Annotated in this window: 24 protein-coding genes, 3 tRNA genes and 2 riboswitches; of the genes, 11 read left to right on the top strand and 16 right to left on the bottom strand. The window is 58.1% G+C overall.

The features are described from left to right. The first annotated feature begins 18 nt into the window (after window positions 1–18). The 4 genes from hrcA (at window position 19) to greB (ending at window position 1,881) form a co-directional block, all read left to right on the top strand. Complete coding sequence (gene hrcA, locus HHJ17_RS08255) at window positions 19–1,023, top strand: heat-inducible transcriptional repressor HrcA (protein ID WP_296501380.1); 1,005 nt, start codon at window positions 19–21, stop codon at window positions 1,021–1,023. Window positions 1,024–1,047: 24 nt separating this feature from the next. Continuing rightward, window positions 1,048–1,124 (top strand) — tRNA-Ile (locus HHJ17_RS08250). Window positions 1,125–1,152: 28 nt separating this feature from the next. Continuing rightward, a tRNA-Arg gene (locus HHJ17_RS08245) sits at window positions 1,153–1,229 on the top strand. Between the two features lie 91 nt (window positions 1,230–1,320). Further along, the gene (greB, locus tag HHJ17_RS08240) at window positions 1,321–1,881 is read left to right on the top strand and encodes a transcription elongation factor GreB (protein WP_296501382.1); all 561 of its coding nucleotides are present in this window, start codon (window positions 1,321–1,323) and stop codon (window positions 1,879–1,881) included. Between the two features lies 1 nt (window position 1,882). Here the strand turns inward: greB and HHJ17_RS08235 are convergent, their stop codons facing one another. The 4 genes from HHJ17_RS08235 to HHJ17_RS08220 all read right to left on the bottom strand — a co-directional run bounded on the left by HHJ17_RS08235 (window position 1,883) and on the right by HHJ17_RS08220 (window position 6,059). Further along, window positions 1,883–4,093, bottom strand: a complete 2,211-nt coding sequence (locus HHJ17_RS08235; RefSeq protein WP_296501384.1) for a bifunctional (p)ppGpp synthetase/guanosine-3',5'-bis(diphosphate) 3'-pyrophosphohydrolase — start codon at window positions 4,091–4,093, stop codon at window positions 1,883–1,885. A 155-nt stretch (window positions 4,094–4,248) separates the two neighbouring features. Then, entirely contained in the window at window positions 4,249–4,452 is a 204-nt protein-coding gene (rpoZ, locus tag HHJ17_RS08230) for a DNA-directed RNA polymerase subunit omega (protein ID WP_296501385.1), read from the bottom strand. A 29-nt stretch (window positions 4,453–4,481) separates the two neighbouring features. Continuing rightward, window positions 4,482–5,102, bottom strand: a complete 621-nt coding sequence (gmk, locus tag HHJ17_RS08225) for a guanylate kinase (RefSeq protein WP_296501387.1) — start codon at window positions 5,100–5,102, stop codon at window positions 4,482–4,484. Window positions 5,103–5,141: 39 nt separating this feature from the next. Next, entirely contained in the window at window positions 5,142–6,059 is a 918-nt protein-coding gene (locus HHJ17_RS08220; RefSeq protein WP_296501390.1) for a YicC/YloC family endoribonuclease, read from the bottom strand. 77 nt (window positions 6,060–6,136) lie between these two features. Between HHJ17_RS08220 and HHJ17_RS08215 the strand changes: the two genes are divergently transcribed. From HHJ17_RS08215 to HHJ17_RS08190, 6 genes are all read left to right on the top strand, one after another. Then, window positions 6,137–7,144 (top strand): serine/threonine-protein kinase, encoded by a 1,008-nt coding sequence (locus tag HHJ17_RS08215; protein ID WP_296501392.1) that lies wholly within the window; start codon window positions 6,137–6,139, stop codon window positions 7,142–7,144. Next, window positions 7,141–8,055 (top strand): PP2C family serine/threonine-protein phosphatase, encoded by a 915-nt coding sequence (locus HHJ17_RS08210; protein WP_296501394.1) that lies wholly within the window; start codon window positions 7,141–7,143, stop codon window positions 8,053–8,055. The genes HHJ17_RS08215 and HHJ17_RS08210 overlap by 4 nt, the downstream gene beginning before the upstream one ends. Window positions 8,056–8,094: 39 nt before the next feature. Then, on the top strand, window positions 8,095–8,823 hold the full coding sequence (gene rph / locus HHJ17_RS08205) for a ribonuclease PH (RefSeq protein ID WP_296501396.1): 729 nt from the start codon (window positions 8,095–8,097) through the stop codon (window positions 8,821–8,823). 42 nt (window positions 8,824–8,865) lie between these two features. Continuing rightward, entirely contained in the window at window positions 8,866–9,465 is a 600-nt protein-coding gene (rdgB, locus tag HHJ17_RS08200) for an RdgB/HAM1 family non-canonical purine NTP pyrophosphatase (RefSeq protein WP_296501399.1), read from the top strand. A gap of 17 nt (window positions 9,466–9,482) precedes the next feature. Then, the gene (hemW, locus tag HHJ17_RS08195) at window positions 9,483–10,721 is read left to right on the top strand and encodes a radical SAM family heme chaperone HemW (RefSeq protein WP_296501401.1); all 1,239 of its coding nucleotides are present in this window, start codon (window positions 9,483–9,485) and stop codon (window positions 10,719–10,721) included. Window positions 10,722–10,783: 62 nt separating this feature from the next. After that, window positions 10,784–11,464, top strand: coding sequence for a CBS domain-containing protein (locus HHJ17_RS08190; protein WP_296501403.1), 681 nt, complete (start codon window positions 10,784–10,786; stop codon window positions 11,462–11,464). Here HHJ17_RS08190 and HHJ17_RS08185 read toward each other — a convergent pair. Together HHJ17_RS08185 and HHJ17_RS08180 are read right to left on the bottom strand one after the other, a co-directional pair. Next, the gene (locus HHJ17_RS08185; RefSeq protein ID WP_296505485.1) at window positions 11,461–11,703 is read right to left on the bottom strand and encodes a hypothetical protein; all 243 of its coding nucleotides are present in this window, start codon (window positions 11,701–11,703) and stop codon (window positions 11,461–11,463) included. The two genes, HHJ17_RS08190 and HHJ17_RS08185, sit on opposite strands and share 4 nt — an antisense overlap. Before the next feature lie 566 nt (window positions 11,704–12,269). Further along, window positions 12,270–13,769, bottom strand: a complete 1,500-nt coding sequence (locus tag HHJ17_RS08180; protein ID WP_296501405.1) for a hypothetical protein — start codon at window positions 13,767–13,769, stop codon at window positions 12,270–12,272. A 1-nt stretch (window position 13,770) separates the two neighbouring features. Further along, a riboswitch (cyclic di-GMP riboswitch) is annotated at window positions 13,771–13,853 on the bottom strand. Between the two features lie 280 nt (window positions 13,854–14,133). Beyond that, a riboswitch (cyclic di-GMP riboswitch) is annotated at window positions 14,134–14,216 on the top strand. Between the two features lie 94 nt (window positions 14,217–14,310). Between HHJ17_RS08180 and HHJ17_RS08175 the strand changes: the two genes are divergently transcribed. Further along, window positions 14,311–15,297: a hypothetical protein gene (locus HHJ17_RS08175; RefSeq protein ID WP_296501407.1), complete on the top strand. Its 987-nt coding sequence runs from the start codon at window positions 14,311–14,313 to the stop codon at window positions 15,295–15,297. A gap of 576 nt (window positions 15,298–15,873) precedes the next feature. Here HHJ17_RS08175 and HHJ17_RS08170 read toward each other — a convergent pair. The 10 genes from HHJ17_RS08170 to HHJ17_RS08125 all read right to left on the bottom strand — a co-directional run bounded on the left by HHJ17_RS08170 (window position 15,874) and on the right by HHJ17_RS08125 (window position 25,414). After that, a tRNA-Ser gene (locus HHJ17_RS08170) sits at window positions 15,874–15,961 on the bottom strand. A 12-nt stretch (window positions 15,962–15,973) separates the two neighbouring features. Then, complete coding sequence (gene ureG / locus HHJ17_RS08165; protein WP_296501409.1) at window positions 15,974–16,633, bottom strand: urease accessory protein UreG; 660 nt, start codon at window positions 16,631–16,633, stop codon at window positions 15,974–15,976. 11 nt (window positions 16,634–16,644) lie between these two features. After that, entirely contained in the window at window positions 16,645–17,304 is a 660-nt protein-coding gene (locus HHJ17_RS08160) for an urease accessory UreF family protein (RefSeq protein ID WP_296501716.1), read from the bottom strand. Between the two features lie 89 nt (window positions 17,305–17,393). After that, a complete protein-coding gene (gene ureE / locus HHJ17_RS08155) occupies window positions 17,394–18,005 on the bottom strand; it encodes an urease accessory protein UreE (protein WP_296501411.1) in 612 nt (203 codons plus the stop codon). Then, window positions 18,005–19,723 (bottom strand): urease subunit alpha, encoded by a 1,719-nt coding sequence (gene ureC, locus HHJ17_RS08150; RefSeq protein ID WP_296501413.1) that lies wholly within the window; start codon window positions 19,721–19,723, stop codon window positions 18,005–18,007. Before ureC ends, ureE begins: the two co-directional genes overlap by 1 nt. Further along, window positions 19,723–20,052 (bottom strand): urease subunit beta, encoded by a 330-nt coding sequence (locus tag HHJ17_RS08145; protein WP_296501415.1) that lies wholly within the window; start codon window positions 20,050–20,052, stop codon window positions 19,723–19,725. Before HHJ17_RS08145 ends, ureC begins: the two co-directional genes overlap by 1 nt. A gap of 12 nt (window positions 20,053–20,064) precedes the next feature. Beyond that, window positions 20,065–20,661 carry a HupE/UreJ family protein gene (locus HHJ17_RS08140; RefSeq protein WP_296501418.1) on the bottom strand — a complete coding sequence of 199 codons (597 nt, stop codon included), beginning with the start codon at window positions 20,659–20,661 and terminating at the stop codon, window positions 20,065–20,067. Window positions 20,662–20,699: 38 nt separating this feature from the next. Beyond that, complete coding sequence (gene ureA, locus HHJ17_RS08135) at window positions 20,700–21,002, bottom strand: urease subunit gamma (protein WP_296501420.1); 303 nt, start codon at window positions 21,000–21,002, stop codon at window positions 20,700–20,702. 151 nt (window positions 21,003–21,153) lie between these two features. Further along, a complete protein-coding gene (locus tag HHJ17_RS08130; protein ID WP_296501421.1) occupies window positions 21,154–22,053 on the bottom strand; it encodes a response regulator in 900 nt (299 codons plus the stop codon). Continuing rightward, window positions 22,031–25,414 (bottom strand): ATP-binding protein, encoded by a 3,384-nt coding sequence (locus HHJ17_RS08125; protein WP_296501423.1) that lies wholly within the window; start codon window positions 25,412–25,414, stop codon window positions 22,031–22,033. Before HHJ17_RS08125 ends, HHJ17_RS08130 begins: the two co-directional genes overlap by 23 nt. Window positions 25,415–25,479 lie beyond the last annotated feature (65 nt).

Genomic DNA, 25,479 nt, shown 5'->3' with positions numbered 1-25,479 from the left:
CATCACTAAAATGCCACCATGTTGGATGACCGCGCCAAGTTGTTATTGAAAGCGCTGGTCGAGCGCTATATCGCCGATGGGCAGCCGGTGGGCTCGCGCACGCTCTCCAAAGCCTCGGGGCTGGATTTGTCACCCGCCACCATCCGAAACATCATGTCTGATCTGGAGGATCTCGGGCTGATTGCCAGCCCGCACACCTCGGCGGGGCGCATTCCAACGGCGCGCGGCTATCGGTTGTTCGTCGACACCATGCTGACAGTGCGGCAAGGTCAGTTTGCCGCGCACAGTCTGGCGCCCGATCAACCGCAAAAAGTGATTTCCAATGCGGCCAATCTGCTCTCCAGTTTGTCCCAGTTTGTCGGCGTGGTCATTGCCCCGCGTCGCTCATCCGTTTTCCGGCACATCGAGTTTTTGCGGCTGTCGGAGCGACGTTTGCTGGTCATCATCGTTTCTCCCGAGGGCGACGTGCAAAACCGGGTGATTTTTACCGAGGTAGATTATTCGCAGGCTCAGCTGGTTGAAGCGGCGAACTACCTCAATAGTCATTACGTTGGCCTGGCGATTGAGCAGGTTCGCGAACGGTTAAAAAATGAGGTTGAATCGCTCCGCTCGGAAATTGCCAGTCTGATGCAGGCGGCAGTGGCCGTCAGCTCGGATGCCATTTCAGAGACTCAAGACGAGGTGGTTATTTCCGGCGAGCGAAACCTGTTGGCTGTTTCCGACTTTTCCAATGACATGGGTCACCTGCGGCGTGCTTTTGAATTGTTTGATCAAAAAGCACAACTTATGCGCTTGCTGGATATTGCCGGCCAGGCGGAAGGCGTGCGTATTTTTATTGGTGGTGAAAGCCAGGTCGTGCCGTTCGAAGATCTGTCCATCGTCAGTGCCCCTTACGAGGTGGATGGCCAAGTGGTCGGCACCTTGGGCGTCATTGGCCCCACGCGCATGGCCTATGACCGAATGATCCAGATTGTGGACATTACGTCAAAATTGGTCAGCAACGCTCTGAGTTATCACAAGTAGACCTTTACAATCTGAACTGAGGTTGGGCCGTTAGCTCAGTTGGTTAGAGCAGAGGACTCATAATCCTTTGGTCCACAGTTCAAGTCTGTGACGGCCCACCAATTAAAGTAGGTTATAATTTAGTTCTTGGCGGCTGTAGCTCAGTTGGATAGAGTACTTGGCTACGAACCAAGGGGTCGTGGGTTCAATTCCTGCCAGCCGCACCAAAAAAGTAAAGGTCTGCAACTGCAAAGTTGCAGACCTTTTTCTTTTGTATCTTCGAAAATAAAAGTGCATGCGCTATTCGGAGAAATTGTCATGAACAAGGCGTTTACCAAAGAAACAGATGACGCGGACGATGATGAGCCGCAATTGCCCTTAGTTCCAACAGGCGGCAAAAATTACATCACTCCGCAAGGCTATGCCCGTATTCATAGCGAATTGCTGGATTTGATTGATAACGAGCGCCCACGCGTGGTCGAAATTGTGCATTGGGCGGCCAGCAACGGCGACCGTTCTGAAAATGGCGATTACATCTACGGTAAAAAACGTCTGCGCGAGATTGACCGTCGGATCCGGTTTTTGACCAGACGAATTGAAATTATGGAGGTCACCGATCCCGCCGTTCATCATGGGAGTGACCAGATATTCTTCGGTGCGTGTGTGACTTACCTGGACAACACGGGCTTGGCGCGAACAGTCACCATTTTGGGTATCGATGAGGCGGACAGTTCCCAGGGTCAAGTCAACTGGGTGTCGCCCATTGCCAGAACCCTGTTGAAAGCCCGAACTGGCGACGTTCTGCAGTTGGTGACACCTGTCGCCATTGTGGAGATTGAAGTCGTTAGCGTTCAATACCCCGTGCCAACGTTGCGCTAATTTATTGCGTGCTCTTGGCCCGCTGCGCCTTGAGCACTGAGGGCGTTCTTCGCAGGTTACGCAGTGCAATTTCCAACTGATTGCGGTCACGCACAGCAATGATGAAACGTAAATCCGTGGCATCTTGCGCGGCTTCATCTTCCATGTCGATGTGGGTGATGTCTGCCTCGGCGTTCGCCAATGCCACCGCCACCCGGGCCAACACACCCTTGCCATTGGTGACGGTAACCAGAATCTCGGTTTCAAACGTGCGAACAGTCTCATCAGACCACTCCACGCCGATAAACCGCTCACTGTCCTTGTGTTTGAGCCTCACCGCAACGGCGCAGTCGTCGGCATGCACGATCAGTCCTTCGCCTCGTCCCAGATAGCCCACAATGCCATCGCCCGGAACCGGTCTGCAGCAGGGTGCAAACCGGACCGAGGCATTTTCGCTTCCATCCAGTACGATGCTTCCCTGCGACACCGTCTCGTTCTCTGTGTAGCGTTCGCGTGTGAGCAGTAAGGCATCTTGTTTTTCACCGCTATCGGTTAGCAGGGTCAGCAAGCGTTTCGCGATGATCGTGGCAATTTTTTTGCCCAAGCCAATGTCCGTTAACAGCTCGGATTTGCTTTTGTTGCCGCTAAAACGCAGTAATTTTTCCCAAATAAGCTGATTTTTTTCCGTATCGTCCGGTAATTTTTCAATGCCTTCAGCTCGCAATGCCTGTGTCAACATCTTTTCACCCAGGCCTTCTGAGTCGGCTTGGGCCAGTGTTTTCAGGTGCTGACGAATTTTTGAACGCGCACGCGCCGTCCGTACAAAACCCAGCCAGGCCGGGTTGGGTGTTGAAACTGGTGCGGTGACGATTTCAATGACGTCACCGTTTTTGAGTTCAGTACGCAAGGGCACTTGTTCGCCATTGATTTTTGCCGCCAGGGTTCGGTCCCCAATATTGCTGTGAATTGCATAGGCAAAGTCCACCACCGTTGCCCCTCTTGGCATGGCCATGATTTGGCTTTTTGGCGTCAGAACATACACGGCATCCGGGAATAGATCCACCTTGACGTGGTCCCAGAATTCAGCGGCATCCCGTGTTTCGTCCTGAATTTCTAAAAGTGACTGCAACCACTTGGAGCCCAGCCGGTCGCTGGTCGTTGTATCTTGCGGGTTGTTGACTTTGTAAAGCCAGTGCGCGGCAATGCCCGACTCGGCAACGATGTGCATGGCTTCGGTGCGTACCTGGAATTCCACATTAACGCCCGAGGGGCCAACCAGTGTGGTGTGAAGCGATTGGTAACCGTTGACCTTGCCAAGGGCAATGTGGTCCTTGAACTTGCCGGGCACCGGTTTGTAGAGTTGGTGCAGTGTGCCCAGTGCCGTGTAGCAATCGATCACACTGGGTACCAGCACCCGGAAGCCATAGATGTCAGTGACTTGGGCAAAGCTCAAGTGTTTTTCATCCATCTTTTGATAGATGGAGTACAGTGTTTTTTCCCGTCCGGCGATCCTGACTTTCATGCCACTGCTGGCGAATGCGGACTCGACTTCCCGCTGCACTTTTTGAATCAGGTCTCTTCGTCGACTGCGCGCTTTGGCCACGGCCTTGGACAAAATGGCAAAGCGCCAAGGTCGCAAATGGGAAAAAGAGAGGTTCTGGAGTTCCCGGTAGGTCTGGTTCAAACCCAGACGGTGCGCAATCGGCGCGTAAATATCCAGGGTTTCAGAGGCGATGCGACCCCATTTTTCGCGCGGCGCGTCTGACAGTGTCCGCATGTTGTGGGTTCGATCCGCCAGCTTGATCAGAATGACGCGCACATCGCGTGCCATGGCCAGCAGCATCTTTCGAAACGATTCGGCCTGGTTTTCTTCCCGGGTATTGAAATGCAGTTTGTCGAGCTTGGTCAGGCCATCCACAAGTTCGGCCACCGGGGAACCAAAGCGTTCAATCAACTCTACTTTTGTGACGCTGCAGTCTTCCAGCGCATCATGAAGAAGCGCGGCCATGAGTGCTTGGGCATCCAGTTTCCATTCCGCACACTGGGCGGCCACGGCAATCGGGTGCGTGATGTAGGGTTCGCCGCTATTGCGAAGTTGCCCCAAGTGGGCTTGGTCGGCAAACCGGTAGGCCAGGCGCACCTGCTCCAGATCAGTGGGGGACAGGTAGTCGAGTTTCGCCGTCAGGCTGGCGAAACTGGCTGCGGCTGCGTTGGCGGCGGCCGGACTGGGCATGGCCTGCTGACTATTTGCACCAGTGGCAGGGACCTTGCTGAAAGCTGATTTGAGAAGTGTACTCACCCCCCAAATATATAGCGTGCAGCTGATAGTTTGCGGGGCAGCAATAAAAAAGCACCGTGAACGGTGCTTTTTACAAGTTTGAAAAGCCGTTAGAGCGGCACTTTTTTCAACATTTCCAGACCGACTTTACCGGCTGCAATCTCGCGCAAGGCCGTGACAGCAGGTTTGTTTTTGCACTCAACTTTGGGCGCGTGGCCTTGGCTCAGCATGCGCGCACGGTAAGTTGCGGCCAATACCAACTGGAAGCGGTTGGGGATCTGCACAAGGCAGTCTTCGACGGTAATACGGGCCATGAAATTCTCCGAAAGACCAGGGGAAAGCACTAAGGGATGTTCAGTGCTTTAAATGTTTCAGCTCTAGCGCGACGTTGCGCCGAGAACTTGAGTCGTTGCGAGTGAACGATCGCCTTGAGGTCAAAAAGCGCCCGGTCAAACAACTCATTAATTATAACGAAGTCGAATTGCTGGACCTGTGCGACCTCAATGGCCGCATTTTTCATCCGCAACTCGATGACTTCGGGTGAGTCTTCACCGCGGCGCTCCAGCCGTGAACGCAACTCTTCCCAGCTGGGCGGCAAGATGAAAATGCTGATGGCATTGGCAAAAATCTTCTTGATCTGGATGGCGCCCTGAAAATCGATTTCAAGAATGACATCTGCGCCCTGCGCCATGCGCTCTTCTATCGCTTTTCTGGAGGTGCCGTACCGGTGGTTGTGCACATTGGCCCATTCCACAAAGGCACCCGCTTGCACCATGGCATCAAATTCGGGTTCGGAGACAAAAAAGTACTCGCGCCCATGTTTTTCTTGCCCTCTGGGGGCACGCGTGGTGTGCGAAACCGACGGTTGCACATGCGAATCAAGTTCAAGCAGGGCCTTGACCAGGCTGGATTTGCCGGCGCCACTGGGGGCGGCAACGACAAACAAATTTCCGGGGTAATCCATAAAAGAGACAGCTTTTTGAGAGCGATTGACAGGGTCGCCCTATTCTATGTTCTGCACCTGCTCGCGCATTTGTTCGATCAGCACTTTCATGTCCACTGAAATATGGGTCAGTTCCAGTGCGGCCGATTTTGAGCCCATGGTATTGGCTTCGCGGTGCAGTTCCTGAATCAGAAAATCGAGTCGTTTCCCGATTTCGCCGCCTTTATTGATCAGCCGTTCCAGCTCATCCAGATGAGAGTGGATGCGGGTGATTTCTTCTGCGACGTCAATGCGAATGGCAAATGCCGTGGCTTCGGTCAAGGCCCGATCCTGTGCCGCCTCGGGCAGCGTAGCGCCATCGGTCAAGGCCATGGCCTCTTTCCAGCGCTCCAGGAAGCGTTGTCGCTGTTGTGTCACCAGTTGGGGCACCAATGGCCCGGCTTGTGCGGCCAGCGCCCGGAGTTGGCCGATGCGTTCCAGCAGCATGGTGGCAAGGCGGGCGCCCTCGCGCTCGCGTGCTGACAGTAGTTCCTTGATGGTTTTTTCGGCGAGGGGAAGAATATCTTCACGCCAGTCACGGGTGGAGGTTTGTTCGCCAACGGACAGGCGAATGACGTCAGCCACGCTCAAGGGTCTGGCATCCGGCAGCCAGGCTTTGATGCTGTCCTGCACCGCGTTGAGTCGTTGCAGCAGGCGGGGCGTTGGATCCGCAACGCTGTTCTGGGTGCCGGTTTCAATGGCGACGCGAACTTCGACCTTGCCACGTTTGATGCGGCCGACAACCAGTTCCCGCAGCGCGGGCTCGTACTGGCGAAGCTCTTCGGGCAAGCGAAACGACAGGTCCAGAAAGCGACTGTTGACTGACCGGATTTCCAGCCCAAGCTGACTGTGAGGGGTGTTTCTGGACTCGGTTTCGGTACTGGTATTGGCTGTGCTGTGCTGGGCACTGGCATAGCCAGTCATGCTGTAAACTGGCATTGCGACTCTTTGATCAATGGAATGTGCCTGAGAATAACCCGGTTCTGGCAGTCCGCACGGGAGCTCACTCGAAAATTATGTCCAAGGTCAAACCCGCACCGTTACCCCCCGGCACCAAGATAGGTGGTTACCGCCTTGTCCGCAAAGTAGCGGCGGGTGGCTTTGGCGTGGTGTATCTGGCGGTTGATGCCGAGGGGCAGCAGGTGGCGATCAAGGAGTACTTGCCGTCATCGCTGGCCACGCGCGCCCCAGGCGAGCTACTGCCCCAGGTGCAACCCGAAAAACTGTCCTTGTACCGGCTGGGCCTCAAGAGTTTTTTTGAAGAGGGCCGCTCCCTGGCCCAGATTTCACACCCATCGGTGGTGAGTGTGATGAACTTCTTCCGGGAGAATGAAACCGTTTACATGGTGATGAATTATCTGGAGGGCGCGTCCCTGCAAGATTTCATTATCACGGCGCGGGATCTCAAGCAGCGCAAAGTGTTCCGGGAATCCACGATCCGGTCCCTGTTCGACGAAATCCTGCGTGGTTTGCGCATCGTTCATCAGCACAAGATGCTGCATTTGGACATCAAGCCGGCCAATATTTTTATCACGGATGACAATAAATCGGTGCTGATTGACTTCGGCGCTGCGCGTGAAGTCCTCAGCAAAGAGGGCAACTTCATCCGTCCGATGTACACCCCCGGCTTTGCCGCGCCAGAAATGTACCGGCGCGATGCCTCCATGGGGCCATGGACCGATATTTACGCGATCGGCGCCTGTATCTATGCCTGCATGCAGGGTTACCCGCCCAATGAGGCACCGCAACGGCTGGAAAAAGACCGTATTGCCATTGCCCTGGCGCGTCTGCGTGGCGTTTATTCCGATAATCTGATTGAGGTGGTGGAGTGGTGCATGTCGCTTGATCCGCTCTCTCGGCCGCAGTCGGTGTTCGCCTTGCAAAAAGAGTTGAGCCGTGAGGGTGAGCGGCGCTACACCAAACTGAGTGTCAGTGAAAAAGTTCGACTTCAGTTCGACACGATGGTGTCAGACACCAAAAAGAACGTCCAAAAAGCCACCGGCGTTGGCGGGAAAATAAAATGAAATTCTCTGTTTTTCAGGTCAGTCGCAAAGGTGGGCGGGAAAAAAACGAAGATCGCATGGGGTATTGCTACACCCGTGGCTCGGGTATTTTTTTGCTGGCGGACGGCATGGGGGGGCACCCTTTGGGTGAAGTGGCCGCCCAGTTGGCCTTGCAGACCATCTCGGCCTTGTTTCAAAAAGAGGCCAAGCCAGAGCTGCCGGATGTGGCCGCATTTTTGGCGTCTGCGTTGTTGACGGCGCATCGGCAAATCTTGCGTTATTCGGTGGAAAAGGGCATGCTGGACACGCCCCGAACCACCTTGGTGGCGGCCGTCGTGCAAGGCGGGGCCGTGACCTGGATTCACTGTGGTGATTCCCGGCTCTATCTGGTGCGCCAGGTTGAGTTGCTGGCGCGCACCCGGGATCATTCCTTTCTTGAGCAGCGCCAGGTGGCCGCCGCGGGGCTGAAATTGCCGGCGAACATCAATCGCAATATTCTGTTTACGTGCCTGGGTTCACCAACCAAGCCGGTGTTTGACATTACCGGACCGGTTCCATTGCAACAAGGCGACAAGTTGATGCTGTGCTCGGACGGCCTGTGGAGCAGCCTGACGGATGAGGACATTACTTACCATCTCGGCCATAAACCGGTGAGTGAAGCGGTCCCCGATCTGGTGGAAAAGGCGCTGGCCAAGGCGGGTGACAACAGTGACAACGTGACCTGCATCGCCATGGAGTGGGAAACCCCCGACGGGTTCGAGTCAACGCGGGACCACATTTCAACCGACACCGTCAGCGATGGTGTTTTTGCCTCGACGGTTCAGGCCGGCTGGCTTGACTCCGCTATCGAGGACATGGACGACGCCGCCATTGAGCGCTCCATCGCTGAAATCAACGAGGCGATCCGCCGGTCCGCTGCCAAAAAGAGCTGATGCCACTGGGGCGCTGTCCCTGACTGATTGAGAGAAACCATGAGTGAATTTTTAAGAGATGGCGCGCGTGCCGCAGACCAACTGCGACCGGTGCGCATCACGCGCAGCTACACCATCCATGCCGAAGGTTCGGTTTTGATCGAATTTGGCGCCACCAAAGTGCTTTGCACGGCGTCGGTCGAAGAAAAAGTGCCAGGGCACAAAAAAGGCAGCGGCGAGGGATGGGTGACAGCCGAATACGGCATGCTGCCGCGCGCCACCCACAGCCGCAACGACCGCGAGGCCGCCCGTGGCAAGCAAAGCGGCCGCACCCAGGAAATTCAGCGCCTGATCGGGCGCTCCATGCGTGCCGTGTTTGACCTCAGCAAGCTGGGCGAGCGCACGATCCATCTGGACTGTGATGTGCTGCAGGCGGACGGTGGTACCCGCACCGCCGCCATCACCGGTGCTTTTGTCGCCGCGCAGGATGCCGTCAGCCTGCTGATGGCGCAGGGCAAATTGCTGGAATCGCCGATTCGCGACCACGTGGCCGCCATCTCGGTCGGCATCGTGCAAGGCACTCCTTTGCTGGACCTGGAATACACCGAAGACGCGGCCTGCGACACGGACATGAATGTGGTGATGACCGGGGCCGGTCATTTCGTGGAAGTGCAGGGCACGGCCGAAGGCGCGGCATTTACACGCCTGGAAATGGATGCCTTGCTGGCTTTGGCCGAAAAAGGCATCAGCGACCTGGTCGCGCTGCAGAAACATTCGCTATTAAATTAATAGCTATCTACGCATATTAGACGGGGGCTACAGCCTTATTTCATGAAAATTGTTCTAGCGTCCAACAACCAAGGCAAATTGGTCGAACTGCGCGCCCTATTTACACCGCTGGGGTTTGAGCTGGTGGCGCAAGGCGACTTGGGCATTCCCGAGGCCGCTGAGCCGTTTCACACTTTTGTCGAGAATGCGCTGGCCAAGGCCCGGCACGCCGCGCAGCTCAGCGGCTTGCCCGCCGTGGCGGACGATGCCGGCTTGTGCGTCGATGCCTTTGGCGGCTTGCCGGGGGTCGATACCGCCTATTACGCCACCCAGTTTGGCTATGAAAAAGGCGATGACAACAACGTGCGTGCCCTGCTGGAGCAAATGCGCGGCGTGGACAATCGGCGCGCCGCGCTGGTCAGCACCTTGGTGGCGGTGCGCTCAGCGCAAGACCCCGAGCCGCTGATTGCGGTCGGTCGCGTCGTCGGTGAGATTGCGCGGGTCCCGGTCGGCGGTAATGGTTTCGGCTTTGACCCGGTGATGTACATCCCTAAGTTTGGTCAGACCTTTGCCCAATTGCCGACCGCGGTCAAAAATGCCAACAGCCACCGCGGGCAAGCGGCGCGGGCCATGGTGGAACTGATGCGTGAGCGTTGGCTGTAAAACGGGCGGTACGGACCATGATTCCTATTATTTCAAGCGCCAGCGCAGCCGAGGCCCCGGCGCCCCACGACCTGCAACACTACATGCGGCCGGGCACGCTGCAGTTTGCGGCCTTGCCGCCGCTGTCGCTCTACATCCACCTACCCTGGTGCCTCAAGAAGTGCCCTTATTGCGACTTCAACTCGCACGAAATGCGCGCAGCCGAGCTGCCCGAGCAGCGCTATCTGGATGCCTTGATGGCCGATCTGGAAGCGGCCCTGCCGCTCATCTGGGGCCGCACGGTGCACACTATTTTTATCGGTGGCGGCACGCCCAGCCTATTTTCACCCGACGCCATTGATCGCCTGCTGAGCGGCATTCGGGCCCGCCTCCGGCTGGAGCCTGATTGCGAGATCACGCTGGAAGCCAATCCCGGCACGTTCGAGAAAGACCGTTTCAGGGCCTTCCGGTCCGCCGGCGTCACCCGCCTGTCGGTGGGGGTGCAGAGCTTTAACGATGACTTTTTACAGAAGCTGGGCCGGGTGCATGACCGCGCGCAAGCGCTGGCGGCGGTAGAGGAAGCAGCGCAGGCTTTTGATACTTTCAATCTGGACATCATGTACGCCCTGCCGGGCCAGACGCTGGCCGACTTGAAGCAGGACATGGCCACGGCACTGGCGCTGGCACCCTCGCACATCTCGATTTACCACCTCACGATCGAGCCCAACACCTATTTCGCCAAGTTTCCGCCCGTGATCCCCGAGGAAGATACGGCCTACGACATGCTGGATCTCATCACCGACATGACAGGCGAGGCCGGCCTGTACCGCTACGAAGTGTCGGCCTACGCCCGCGACGGGCACCGCTGCCATCACAACCTCAATTACTGGCAGTTTGGCGACTACCTGGGCTTGGGCGCCGGGGCGCACAGCAAGCTCAGTTTTGCCCACCGGGTGGTGCGGCAAGTGCGCTTTCGCGAGCCCCGGCTCTACATGGAAAAAGCCCTGGCCGGCCACTGTCTGGCGCAAGAGGAGGAGGTCAGCCGGGCGGACTTGCCGTTTGAGTTCATGCTGAATGCCTTGCGTTTGAAAGACGGTTTTAGTTTGCAGCAGTTCTCGGAACGCACCGGTTTGGCCATTACCGCCATTCAAAAAGGGCTGGAGGAAGCGGAGCGCAAAGGCTTGATTGAGCGTGACTTTGCCCGCATCAAACCGAGCGTGCGGGGTTTTGACTTTCTGAACGACTTGCAGTCCTTGTTCCTGCCACCGCACGCCTGAGTTTCTCCGACGCTGTGGCGCGGCCGCGCTATAGTCTGTCCGAACAAGGGAAGGGCTGGACGATGTTCTCGGTATATAGCTTGGCGGGTAAGTTGTTTCGTGGCTCGCTGGAGCAGTTGCGTCAAGTTGGCGGTGTCAGTGCGGTTGCCCGCAACCACGCGATTCAGGCCGTCGGGCGTGATGGGCGCGATGCCCAATCCGCTTTTCCTGGCGCCTTTGCCGGGCCTGCGCAGCCCGCCCCTAGCGACGAGGCGCATCGCACGGCGCTGGCGGCTTACGCCCAGACCCAGAAGGTGGTGCTGGAGCGCCAACCCCTGACGCAGGTGGCGGCCTTGATGAGCCGCACCGTGATCGCCATTCCGCACACGGCGACGGTGCTGCAGGCGTGGCAAATCCTCGCCAGTCAGGGTGTGGGTCAGGCGCCGGTCGTGAATGACGCGGCAACACTGGTGGGTTTGTTGTCCCGTGCCGATTTGCTGCGCCCCGATCTCCTGCCAGGGCCGGACAGCAATGCGCTGGTGTGGCGGGCCTTGCTGGCGCAAAGCGTCTCGGACATCATGGCGACGCCGGTGCCGAGTGTGGCGCCAGAGACCGATATCCGGCACGTGGCACGCGTTCTGCTGGACACCGGTTTGCCGGGGCTGCCGGTGGTGGATGAGGAGGGTCTTCTTACCGGTTTTGTGTCGCGGTCCGACATCCTGCGCGCGGTCGTGACCGAGCCACCACTGGACCTCTGGGGTTAGCGGTTGCGTTTGAGTGAATCAAAAAAATGAAAAGGTGGAAGTTCAGCCGGCACGGTACTTTTGAAGTCAGCCGCCGGCCCACTGCTTGGTGTCGATAAGGAGTCTTCCCACAACGCCCATGCCGCTTCGCTATCAGACTCGGTGACCTCAGGGACCGGTATCGGATCGTGCACCGAGTAGAGATGAATGCCTGAAGCTCTAGGTTCCGCGGGCGATTTCCGAGAGACTTCCTTGACCATGAAACCTCCACATTTGTTTCATAAGAAGCAGTGACTTCCTTCCAATCCCGTCGGGTTGGGCTTAGGGCGTAGTCTGGGCTGACCTGCTTGTCAACGCTTGATTTTTCTCAAAATATCTAGAAAGAACTGCTATGGAATGAACAGGCCATTGCGTTATCAGAAGTGGATTTTTGGACGGGGACATGCATTGGTCTGCCGCTGCCTGAAGGCAAGACGGTCCCACTTGAGTGTTACCGCAGGACGGGCAACCGTGGGCAGATGTGCTGAAGGACCGTGTGCCGTTAAGTGAAAAATGACCGCAGAATAAAGCAATTGATGACCGTTTCCCTGTTCAAAACGGTCATCACGGCGTGACCGTTAAAGCATAAGTTGGCCTAACGGTGAAAAATAAAGCATAAGTTGACCAAAGAAAAAACTCGTCGCAAACGCTGCCAGTTTTTTTGTCGACTGATTTCGGTCTGGGAGTGCTCATCTGCGTCTATGTTGCTGCGTCTCTCGCCAGTATGGCAAAAGCCCTCGGCCGAATAGCGGAGGGCCGTAAACGAGCTAAGCGACTGCTCTGAGGGTCACTCGGGGTCTTTTGAAGAGACCTGTGTCGATGAGTCCAGCAGTGAAACGATATCGTCTTTTTTCTCTGTACTGAACCCCATCTGTGCAGAAACCGAAATTCTGCCGTCCACACCCTGGTCAGCATTGAAAGAAGCAATACCCATTACGCGCTCAAAAATCATGGCTTTTTTCCCCGTACCCAAATCGGTTGCTGCAACTTTCGTCAATCCACCTTCTTGTGAAACAAGAATCGGACGACCACCGGCATTGAACCAATTGATGCGCCAGAAGTAGTGCGTCATGTTGTGCATCCCATTGGGCTGAAACAGGCTTTCGTAAGAGTCCATCCGCTCGCACTCCGCCATGATGAAGTTTTGCCTGCGACAGACGCTCATCACTTGAACACGCTTATCCTCCATGGAGATGTTGATGGGAACAAGTTTTTTGGAATCGATATTCAGCAGGGCGTAATCCTCTTTCTTACCTATTCCGAGGGTGCTTCCCAGTGCTTTCACGCTACTAAAGAGCGCGCTCACGCTGTTATTTGCCATGGCTTGTTCTTCTGGCGTCCGTTCGAGCAGGATGTAACCAGTTCCAGAGACGTTTCCGCTTTGGAGTGCCGCGATGGAGAACTGTTCCGGGGCTGCAAAAGAGGTCATGCCTTTGCCCGGAACATAACGATACCCAGTGTTGTCGCGAGCGACGATGAACCCCCGAGCAAGCGGAATCAACCTTCTGCCCGTGAATTTTCTACCGGTAACCGTTGTCACCGCCCATAGGGACCCTCGCAATTCGGCCTTGCCGATTTCAATGGGTTCGTTCCCGCTTGAGGCACGGCCTGATTTCAAGAGAAATTGCCCACTTCCGCTCTGTACAAGATAGGTAAAGTCACCTGATTGTTCGTCAAAGCCATAGGAAACGATGCGTCCCTCTGGGTCGAGGTATCGGGTTTGATTGATGGCAAAGCCGTCACGGAACCGTTCAAACTTGACTCCAGATGGAAGAGCAGCCCATTTGTCGAGCTCAGCCGCCAAGCTTGCTTCATTGTTTTGGGCGGCAGCAGGTGCCGGCTGCGAAAGCGCAGGGGCAGATGCAATAACAGGCTTGGCCGCAGCGACTTCCAATTTATTGGGTGCTTGTGCCTCATCGCCGGTTTTTCCTGTCACGAACCAGTTTAGGAGCTTTACCCGTTGCTCCAGCGTCAATGGCGTTGCGCCGCTGCCATCTGCTGCTCCAGATTTCCCTGGTTGAACGAGCAGTTCATTTTGAGACTGCAGAAACTTGTTCATCATGAACACCCGCTGCTCGGGGGTCAAGAAATCCAAGGGATGTGCATGTGCAAGGCCAGAGATAGCCAGAGATACCACAAGCGTGGATAGCTTAGTAAAACGAATTTCTGGCAAATACATTGAGAGTTTTCCGTGTTTATTTGGTCGTGGGCCAATCGACTGAGCAACAAAAAAGCCCGTGACCATGCAGGCAACGGGCTTTCGCAAATGCTCGATGAGAGTCTTCACTCCCAGCGGCTCCGCTACCATAGATTGCTCCGTAGGTCGGTGGCTTTGCGTCCCCACTTTTCAGAGGGTTTGCCCAGGCGAAATCATAAATGACTTTTTAGGTGGAACTGAAAATCTGGACTGAGTTAGGTGTCGGATGGCCGCCATTTGTTGAGGCCTGGCAATTCAGGTCACATTTTTCGTTGGCAAAAGAGTTCCTACGTTCCATTTGGCCGGAGGGCTGGCAAGGCCTGTCATGCGAAGTGCTCAAAACCTTGCGTCCTTGGTGGTCTCCCCAGCAGGCTGCCAACAGCGATTAGCGAAGCAGATACCCAACCCACCTACCTTGGATAACCCAAGAAGGCAGCTTTAAGTTGATAGACTCGCTGCCACGAGGCAAATCGGTCGAAAGGCTGAGACGCAAAGCTTCCGGCCTGAGGTCAAAAACTACGGTACGGGGTTGCAGAATTTGCATTTGCAGGTTCATTGATAGATTCAGTATCTGCCCTCCACCAAGCAATTGGTTGAGGGTTTTTTTGTATTTGAGTTGAAGGTTAGAGACGTGAAAAACATCAAGAAATTTGGTTTTCTGGGTTTGGCTTTTGCACTGAACGCGTGGGCGGTAGGTAATGAAGGAGCTCTTGGGTTGGATGTCGAAAAGGACAGTGCTGCGGTAGCTTCCAGCATCACCATCATTGACCAACCGGCTGTAGCCTCCCAGGTCATTTCAGAAGTCACGAATTTGAGTGAAAAAAAGCCAACTGACTCATTAGCGAATGAGCCTATCGTCAACCAGAATCCGAGTATCCAAGCCAGATACGCAGACAAAAAGCATCTGCTTCTAAGGTACCGAAAGTCGGAAAACATGCCTGAAATTACCAACTCATTGGTACTCGAAGGTATTGGCGATAAAGAGGCCATGGACCGAATCAATCAACGCAAGGACAAGATAGGAACCATCCCTCGTCTCGTGTTATTGCCATGCAGTGATGGTTGCGCCAATAACAAGGACTATGAAAAGGTGGCGGCAGCGTTTCAAGAGCGATACGCGGCCCCTGTGCAGGCGGGGCTTTACGAATTCCGCGGTCAAATCAAAGTCAAAGTCCGTTGGTACCAGGAGAGAGGTATGTTTGAACGCATGTCTCCCATTCCGACGAGAAAAGATGTCTTTGCCATCTCATTTCCACTTGAGGGAAAGCTCATTACCTTGAGCTCGTACTCGATTGCCAAGAAAAATGAAATGAGCACGTTCGTGACTAAGACTTCAGGGTTGCTGAACACCGCACTGGGTATCGAGATGGGCGCGGGAGTTAAGCCATATCTCTTGCAGTTTCTGCTCCCAGAGAATGAGCGCAGTTTGATGGTAAAAGTCAATGATGGACTAGCCCCAATCGTTAAAGGAATTGACAAGATTTTCGGAGGAGTTGACTACAGCTCTCGAATCGAGCCGATGACTTCTGCAGATGATGAGCTGCTGCCGGCTGTCGATGGAATTCTTCCAAACGAAATCAATCCGCTCAAGGAACCGGTTTTCTATAACCACCTGTAATTCCAAGACGTCTAGTGTTGCGAGCAGGGACGAACCCGTGGCCTTTTTCGGGCAGCCTCTTCAGCTTTTGGAAGGCGCGGCATGATGCGAAGTCCATTGACTGGGTTGATGTCGCATCACATGACTGCCGTCAACTGGTCCGCATAGTTCGTCGAAGCAGGTAAGTGATTTTCTTCATCACCTCCAATGGGTTGGAGATGCCGCCGGTTCAGAATGAATTCCAGATAGCGTCGATTTGGCTGCGTAGCTCGCCAGTGAGCATGAGTGCGGTCCCTGAGTGTTGTTGCGCGCAGTAGTAACAAGCCAAAGTCCCAGTGCAGTTCGGGCGAAGCCCACAGTGTGTTGGGCGTGAACCCCAACAGGGCTGGGCAAAAAAAAGCCCACTCGATTTTGTATCGGTGAGCTTAGATTGTTTTTTTGAAATTAGCCTACCAGTGGCTGAGCGTCGCATTGGATTCCTAGCACAAAGTTCCAGTAAAGCAAAATGTGGCCAATTGGGAAATAAGGCATAACTTGTCCAAATGGTCACTTTATGCTTAATAGCACAGACCGGGAGCCCGCATGGGGCTCAGTATTTGGCGGAAGCGGTGAGATTCGAACTCACGAAACCTTTCGGTTTGCTAGTTTTCAAGACTAGTGCAATCGGCCACTCTGCCACGCTTCCAAGCTGCCTATTCTAACGGGCTTGCAGCATGCCTTTGGATTCAATAAAGGCAATTACTTCGGCCAGTCCCGCCAGCGTCTTCAAATTGGTCATGACAAAGGGTTTGAGGCCCTTCGGCCCGGTGCGCATGCGGGTGGTATCCGCCGCCATCACGTCCAGATTGGCGCCCACGTAGGGGGCCAGGTCGGTTTTATTGATGACGAAAAAATCGCTCTTGGTGATGCCGGGGCCGCCTTTGCGCGGGATCTTCTCGCCGGCGGCGACGTCGATGACGTAGATCGTCAGGTCGCTCAGTTCGGGGCTGAAGGTGGCGGCCAAGTTGTCGCCGCCGCTCTCGATGAACACGATATCGGCGTCGGGAAAGTCCACCAGCATGCGGTCAATGGCTTCCAGATTGATGGAGGCATCTTCCCGGATGGCGGTGTGCGGGCAGCCGCCGGTCTCGACGCCCATGATGCGCTCGGCATCCAATGCGCCGCTCTCGGTCAGCAGGCGCTGGTCTTCCTTGGTGTAGATGTCGTTGGTGATGGCGACCAGGTCATAGCGGTCGCGCATGCCCTTGCACAGCATTTCCAGCAGCGTGGTTTTGCCGGAGCCGACCGGGCCGCCGATGCCGACACGCAGCGGCGGCAGCTTTTTGGTGCGATTCGGGATGTGGTGCAGTGCAGACATGGCGGACGCTTTCAGGATCTAAAGAGGCGGGAGTATTGAACTTCATGCTGGGCACTCAGGATCGCCAGCATGGGGGAAAAGGCTTGCCGTTCACTGTCAGCCAACGAGAGGGCGTGGTCGACAGCGCGGGGGATTTCGGCCGTCAGGGCCGACAAAATGCGCTGCCCGGCGCTTTGGCCCAGCGGCACCGACTTGATCGCCGCTTGCACCATGTTTTCGGCCCAGCCGAAGGCAAAGGTCAGCAGGCAGTCGCGCAGTGTGGCCTGGCAGGCGCTGGCGGCGAGGGCGAAGGCCAGCGGGTAGGTCGGCTGCAACTGGGCCAGCGTGTCGATTTGTTCGGTGCGGGCGGTGGTGTGGTTGCGCAGCCACTCCAGCAGGGATCGGCCCATTTGCTCGGCTTGGGCGCGCAGTTCGCTGCTCTCCCGGGTTTGCAGCACCCAGGCGTTGAGTTCCGCGATGCGGGCGTGGTCGGCGCGCTGCCAGGCCGGCACCGCCTTGGCCAGCACGGCCAAGTCGCCTCGCGCCAGACTCAGGTGGAGCTGGTCGAGCAGCCACTCGGTTGCTCCTGATTCTGTAGCTACTCGCGCAGTATCGACAGCGGCTTCAAGGCATTCTGAGTAAGAAAATCCACCAATCGGCAGGGCCGGCGAGGCGAGCCACATCAGTTGCATCAGGCTGTTGCCGCTGCGGGGTGCGGGCAGGTCCCGGCGTCGACGAATGCCGTTGAGCGGATGGCGCGGGAGGGGGCCGGGTGGGCGCATCAGGGGTGGTGGCCGTGCCCGTGATTGCAGCCCGGCCCATGGACGTGCGGCGCCGCGGCGGCAATCGGAATGCTGATGGGCTTGGGTTTTGCGGCTGGCGCCGCAGGGCTATGGTCGTGCGCAGCGCCATGGACGTGGGGGGCGTGGCTGTGGCCGGTGGCGGAATAGGCGCCACCCTCGGGCTCGAACGCCTCGGTCGCCTCGCGCACCGTCAAATGCAGGGCGCGCAGCATGTCGGCCAGCACATGGTCGGGTTCGATTTTCAGGTGATCGGGTTGGAGTTCGATCGGCACATGGCGGTTGCCCAGGTGGTAGGCGGCGCGCGTCAGGTCAAACGGGCTGCCGTGCGCGCTGCAAGTGGTAATCACCAGCACCGGCTGCGGCGCCGCGATCACCTGGATCAGCGAGCCGTCTTCGGCCACCAGCACGTCGCCACCGCGCACCACGGTGCCACGTGGCAGGAAGATACCGAGCGTGCGACCCTGTGAATCGGTGGCGTCAAAACGGCTTTTCTGGCGCACGTCCCAGTCCAGTTCGACGGTGGCGGCGCGTTTGATCAGCACCGGGGCGAGGCCGGCGCCTTGCGGCATGAGTTTGGAGATTTGGAGCATCAGAATAAGAAATAACGTTGCGACATCGGCAAGCTTACCGCGGGCTCGCAGGTCAGCAATTGGCCATCGGCGCGCACGGTGTAGGTCTGGGCGTCAATTTCCATCTTGGGCAGGTAGTGGTTGTGCACCATGTGCTGCTTGCGCACGCCGCGAATGTTTTTGACCGCGCTCAAGGTCTTGGCCAGCCCGAAGCGTTCCTGGATGCCGGCATTGAGCCCGGCCTGCGATACAAAGGTCAGCGAGCCGCGCGTCAGGGCGCCGCCATAGGCGCCAAACATCGGCCGGTAATGCACCGGCTGCGGCGTTGGGATCGAGGCGTTGGGGTCGCCCATCGCCGCCATGGCGATGAAGCCGCCTTTCAGAATCAGCGCCGGTTTGACGCCGAAGAAGGCCGGCTTCCACACCACCAGATCGGCCCATTTGCCGACCTCGATGCTGCCCACTTCGTCGCTGATGCCGTGGGCAATGGCCGGGTTGATGGTGTACTTGGCGACGTAGCGTTTGGCGCGAAAGTTGTCGTTGCGCTCGCTGTCTTCGGAGAGCTTGCCGCGCTGCCCCTTCATTTTGTGCGCGGTCTGCCAGGTGCGCAGAATCACTTCGCCGACGCGGCCCATGGCCTGGCTGTCGCTGCTCATCATGCTGATGGCGCCGAGGTCGTGCAGCACGTCTTCGGCGGCAATGGTTTCCTTGCGGATGCGGCTCTCGGCAAAGGCCAGGTCTTCGGCAATGCTGGGATCCAGATGGTGGCAGACCATCAGCATGTCAACATGCTCGTCCAGCGTGTTCACGGTGTACGGCATGGTCGGGTTGGTGGAGCTAGGCAAGAAGTTGGTTTCGCCCACCACCCTCAGAATGTCGGGCGCATGACCGCCGCCCGCGCCTTCGGTGTGGAAGGCGCACAGGGTGCGGCCCTTGGTGGCAGCGATGGTGTTCTCGACAAAGCCGCTCTCGTTGAGCGTGTCGGAGTGAATCGCCACCTGCACGTCGGTCTCTTCCGCCACGTCCAGGCAGTTGCTGATGGCGGCCGGTGTCGTGCCCCAGTCTTCGTGCAGTTTCAGGCCGATGACGCCGGCGTTGATTTGCTCGTGCAGCGCGGCCGGCAGGCTGGCGTTGCCCTTGCCCAGAAAACCCAGGTTCATCGGGAAGGCATCGGCCGCCTGCAACATGCGCTCAATGTTCCACGGTCCGGGCGTGCAAGTGGTGGCAAACGTGCCCGTGGCTGGGCCGGTGCCACCGCCCATCATGGTGGTGACGCCGCTCGCCAGCGCCTCCTCGATCTGCTGCGGACAGATGAAGTGAATGTGCGAGTCGATGCCGCCGGCGGTGACGATGTTGCCTTCGCAGCTGATGATCTCGGTGCCGGGGCCGATGATGATGTCGACGCCCGGCTGCACGTCCGGGTTGCCCGCTTTGCCGATGGCCACGATGCGCCCGCCTTTGAGACCGATGTCGGCCTTGACGATGCCCCAGTGGTCCAGGATCAGGGCGTTGGTCATGACGCAATCCACGGCTCCTTCGGCGCGCGTGCGCTGCGATTGCGCCATGCCGTCACGGATCGTTTTGCCACCGCCAAACTTGACTTCTTCACCGTAACCACCGGCGCCCAGCGTGAGGTCTTGCTCGACTTCAATCAGCAGATCAGTGTCCGCCAACCGCACCCGGTCGCCCACGGTGGGGCCAAAAATTTCGGCGTAAGCGCGTCGTCCAATTGTTGCCATTACAGAGTTCCCTTGATGCTGGCGTCAACCGCACCGTTCGTCAATCCACGAAAACCAAACACCAGCCGCTCCCCTGCGTAGTCCACCAGCTCCACCGTGCGTTGCTGCCCCGGCTCGAAGCGCACCGCCGCGCCCGAAGCAATGTTCAGGCGCATACCCTGGGCAGCGGCGCGGTCAAAGCCGAGCGCGCCATTGGTTTCAGCAAAGTGGTAATGCGAGCCGACCTGGATCGGCCGGTCCGCCGTGTTTTGCACCACCAGCGTGACGGTGGGTCGTCCCGGGTTGAGGAAGTGATCGGGGCCGTCGGTGATGATTTCGCCGGGTGTCATGGTGTGTCCTCGTTAAACCATTTGCAGCAACAAAAAGCTGCCGAAGAGGGTGACCACCGTGCCTGCTATGCGCGCCCCCCATCGGTTGCGCGTTCTCAGGGTCAGACCCAAACCGAGGCCGGCTGCATGCAGTGCCACGGTGGTGATCAACATGCCCGCCAACGGCGCCCAGACGGTTGCCGCACCAACAAGTTCGGTGCCATGCGCGACACCGTGAAAAATGGCAAAAACACCGACCAAGGCGGCCGCCAGCAGGGCGGGCAGGCGGGCCCGCAAGGCCACCAGCAAACCCAGCACCAAGAGCGAGGCCGCAATCATCGGCTCGACCGCCGGCAGCGCCATCCCGGCCAGGCCGAGCTGGGCGCCGACCAGCAACATGGCAGCGAAGGCCAGTGGTGCCGTCCAGGCGCGGCGGGCGGTTAGCGCGCTCCAGAAGCCCACGGCCAGCATGGCGGCCAGATGGTCCAAGCCGGTCAACGGATGCAGCAGGCCGTTCAAAAGCCCGAACTCGGCATGGGTGCCAACTTCAGTGCCAATATGGGCGCTAGCCCCCGTGGACAGTGCGCAAGCAGTTATCAAAACAAGAGTGTTCAGTAACTTGGGATGCATGGTGCTTGTCTCCTCGCAATGGCCATAAAGAAATTCATTCAAACAATCGGCTGATGCACCGTCACCAGCTTGGTGCCATCCGGAAACGTGGCCTCCACCTGAATGTCGGGAATCATCTCGGCAATGCCGTCCATCACGTCAGCGCGGGTCAAGATGGTGCGGCCCAGGCTCATCAGTTGCGCCACGGTTTTACCGTCGCGGGCGCCTTCCATCACGGCGGCGCTGATCAGGGCCAGCGCCTCCGGGTAGTTGAGTTTCAGGCCGCGCGCCTTGCGGCGCTCGGCCAGCAAACCGGCGGTAAAAATCAGCAGCTTGTCTTTTTCGCGGGGGGTGAGTTCCATGCACTTACCTATGCAATAGCCATGCCGTGATACCGGCCGCATTCTTGACGCCCTGCGCCGGTGCGATGGCGGCAGGTTCCTCGGTGGGCGCACCATAAAGTGGCGGGATGGATGCGGTTTGTGGCAATAAACCCCTGTTTGGTGCATCGTGTTAAAGCAAATGCCGGGTCGCCAGTGCCGCAGCGGCAGCGCGGGTTTCGACCCCCAGCTTCTCAAAAATGTGTTCCAGGTGCTTATTTACCGTTCGGTGGCTCATGCCCAGAATGTCTCCAATATCCCGGTTGGTTTTTCCCTTGGCCAGCCATGACAAGACTTCGGTTTCGCGTGGCGTCAAGGCGGCATTTTCCAGCTGGAAGGGCGCCGCTGCGCTGGCGCTGCGCTGCTCCAGCAGCAGCATGGTCTCCCCCATGCCGACCCGGCCCATGTTGCGTACCGTCAACTGCACGCCGGCCAGCGTCAGCCGTACCTGGTCGCTATCGCCGCCAAGTGCCGCGTTCACAGAATCAGACAATCGCCCGTCAGCGGTCGTGCCGTCAACCGTTTGCAGCCACAAGGCCGCCTGCGGTGAGCGCCAGGCGACACGCCCCAGGTCATCCACCAGCACCACCCCGAATCCAGCCACGTCAACCGCCTCACGCGCCAGCCGTGTGATGCGGGCGTTACGGGTGTGGGTGTGCAGGCGGGCCACGAGTTCCTGGGCGCGCAAGGGCTTGACCACATAGTCCACACCGCCACAGGCAAAGCCTTCCAGCACATGGGGCGTTTCAGACAGGCCGGTCATGAAAATCACAGGAATGTGGGCCAGCACCGGGTTCGCCTTGATGAGTCGACAGGTGTCAAAGCCGGACAGGCCCGGCATGACGGCATCCAGCAGAATGGCGTCAGGCGCCACCAGTTCAAGACGCTCCAGCGCCGCGTCGCCGTCCCGGGCCACCAGCACGGAATAGCCCTCGCCCTCCAGCGTATCGCACAACATACCCAGGCTGGCGGGGTCATCGTCCACCACCAGCACGACGGGGCGTTGTGGGTCAGGGTTCGCAAGCATCTTCATCCTCGGTTAAATGGTCCAGCAAAGATTCAAGTTCGCAGCGGCTGACGAAGCCGCGCAGTTTTTTACAAGTGGCGGCCAGCGATGGCTCGTCCGCCGTGAAGCGGTCGAGCACGCGGTGCAAGCCATGCACATGGCCCAGCCGCACCAGCCGGATGAGCTCGGCCCGGGCGTCATCGGACAGCCTCAGCGTGTCACCCTCCGGACTGATTGGGGCTGGAATCGGCAACACCCCTGAATTCACCCACTCCAGTCCCAGGTGGCGCTGCAAGGCGTCCATCAGTTCTGATTCCAGCACGGGCTTGGCAACAAACGCCTGGCATCCGGCGGACTTCAGCCGGGCGCTCTGGTTCTCCATGACGTTGGCGGAGACCACAATAATGGGCACCGCGTCATAGCCGAGGTTGCGTATTTGTTGTGCGGTTTGCCAGCCGTCCAGGCCGTCCATGCTGATGTCGAGCAGGATCGCATCCGGCAGCGCATCGCCCAGGCTGTCGATGCATTCCATACCGCTGGCCGCCTCCGTGATGGCAAACCCCAGCGGCGTCAGCATGCCGGCCAGCATCTGGCGTTGTACCGGCTGGTCGTCGACCACCAGCAAGGTTCTGCGCTTGCCGAAAAACCCTGCAATCTGGTAGGGCGGGTCAGCCTGCGGGCCCGGGTCATCAATCTCGCGCAGGTACAGCCGCACGCTGAAGGTACTGCCCTTGTCTGGTGCGCTTTGCAGGGACAGGTCGCCGCCCATCAGGGAGGTCAGCAAGGCCGTGATGGTCAGACCCAGTCCGGTGCCCGGTTCGCTCCGGCGACGGCCGGCAGCCCCGCGCTCAAAGGGCAAGAAAATACGTTGCTGATCTTGGGGGGCGATACCGATGCCGGTGTCCACCACGTCAAACCGGATGACATCACTGCGACAGTCGACATGCAGGGTCACGCTACCGGCGTCGGTGAAGCGCACGGCATTGCTCAACAGGTTGATGATGATCTGGCGCAGCCGCTTGGCATCCGCTTGCACCCAGGTGGGCATGCGGCCACTGTGGGTGTAGATAAAGTTCACATCCTTGGCCTCAGCCTGTGGCCGCATCATGCTCACCAGCCCCGCCAGAAAGTCGGGCAGCGGCAGGGGGATGGGCTCCAGCCGCAGTCGACCGGCTTCAATGCGGGCCAGGTCAAGCAGCCCGTCTACCAAGGCCAGCAGGTGCTCGCCACTACGCTGGATGGTCTGCACGGCTTCGCGCGGGGTGTTGGCCAGCGTTTCGTTTTTCAACAGGATTTGCGAGTAACCCAGAATACTGTTGAGCGGCGTGCGCAGCTCATGCGTCACGCCCGCCACGTAGCGGGTTTTGGCCTGGTTGGCCGACTCGGCCAGCTCTTTGGCGTTTTGCAGGGCGGCATCGGTGCGTTGATGGGCCTCGATCTCGCGGGACAGCAGCTGGTTCTGGCGGTTCGATTCGTCTTGCGCCATGCGCCGGCTTTCGCTGCCCAACACCACCCACCAACTGCAGACTGCAACGATCAGCAACAGCATGGCAAATACCTTGACGAACGCAGCGCGCAACATGCCCACCGGGTCAACAAGAAGGGGCATCGCGGTTTCTTGCATGTACACCATGCCCATCACGGTGGCGAGCAGGGCGCACAGGGACAGCGTGACGACAAAATAGTGACCGGCACGGAAATTCACCCGGTTTGACAAGGCCCGGGGCAGCAGAAATCCGAGCAGTTTCTCGGCCTGTTCGGCCGCCCGTGAACCGGTTTTGCAGCGGTCATGGCAGCGGGATTCCAGTGTGCAGCACAGGGAGCAGATGGGGGCGCTGTAAACAGGACAGCGCGCCATGTCTTCCGCCTCGAAGGCGTTTTCACACACATGGCAAGTCACCATCTGACCCGGTTCGCCCATGGCCTGCGGCTGGCGGGCGATGTAGTAGCGGCCCCGGGTGAGCCAGGCCAGCAGAGGCGACAGAAGCAGTGCCGTGCCGAGCGCAATGAAGGGCGAAAAGGCCTCCGCGTACGGACCCATGGCGCCGGTGTAGGCGACCACGGCGAGCACGGCCGCCAGCAGCATCGAGCCCAGTCCGACCGGATTGATGTCGTATAAATGCGCCCGCTTGAACTCAATCCCGCGCGGGCTTAGGCCCAATGGTTTATTGATCACCAGGTCCGCCACCAGCGCGCCGACCCAGGCCGTGGCCATATTGCCGTAAAGCCCGAGCACTTTTTCCAGCGCGGAGAAAACGTCCAGTGTCATCAGCAGCAGGGCAATCACCACATTGAACAGCAGCCAGACGACCCGGCCCGGATGACTGTGGGTTAACCGGGCAAAAAAATTGGACCAGGCGAGCGACCCCGCATAGGCGTTGGTGAGGTTGATCTTGAGTTGTGACACCACCACAAAGATCACCGTGGCCGCCAGCACCCATGCCGGGTTGCTGAACACATAGGAGAAGCCGGCCAGGTACATCTGGGTCGGCTCCACCGCCTTGGACGCGGACAAACCATGTTGCAGTGCCAGAAAAGCCAGGAATGCGCCGCCCAGCATCTTCAGCATGCCCAGCACGATCCAGCCCGGCCCGGCCATCAGCACGGCGGCCCACCAGCGTTTGCGGTTGGCCTGGGTCTTCTCGGGCAGGAAGCGCAAAAAATCCACCTGCTCGCCAATCTGGACCACCAGCGAGAACGCCACGGTCGCTGCGGCACCAAACATCAACAGGTTGAACTCGCTGCTATCCGAGGTGCGGCCGGCCAGCCCTGTGAAATCAGAGAACGCTTGTGGATTTTTCCAGAGTACGGCGAGATAGGGCAACAGCAGCAGCACGCCCCACAGCGGCTGGGTCCACATCTGCAGTCTGGAAATCAGGGTGATGCCGCGAACCGCCACGGGCACGATCAGCAGGGCGCTGATCACGTAACACCAGGCGATCGGGATGTCCAGGTACATCTGCAAGGCCAGCGCCATGATGGCCGCCTCCAGCGCAAAAAAAATGAAGGTGAAGCTGGCGTAAATCAGCGAGGTGATGGTGGAGCCCAGGTAGCCAAAGCCGGCACCCCGGGTGAGCAAGTCCATGTCCACCCCATAGCGGGCGGCGTAGTAGCTGATGGGCAAGCCGGTGAAGAAGGTGATCAGGCCCACCACCAGGATGGCCCACAGTGCATTGCTGAAGCCGTAATTCAATGCAATGGCGCCGCCAATAGCCTCCAGTGCAAGAAATGACACGGCGCCGAAGGCCGTATTGCCAACCCGCCATTCCGACCACTTGCGAAAACTACGCGGTGTGTAACGCAACGCGTAGTCCTCCAGCGACTCGTCAGCAACCCAGGCGTTGTATTCGCGGCGGATACGAAAAATTTTTTGGTTGGCAGCAGTCAAGCACGACTCCGGTGAACAGTAAAACTTAAAAAGCAAGAAGCGCGCCTGCTGCTTTTGAGGCCGGC

The sequence above is a fragment of the Rhodoferax sp. genome, from assembly GCF_012927445.1.
Lineage (GTDB): Bacteria > Pseudomonadota > Gammaproteobacteria > Burkholderiales > Burkholderiaceae_C > Rhodoferax.
The sequence above is the reverse complement of the archived record's forward strand: the minus strand, read 5'-3'. Positions and strand labels throughout refer to the sequence as shown.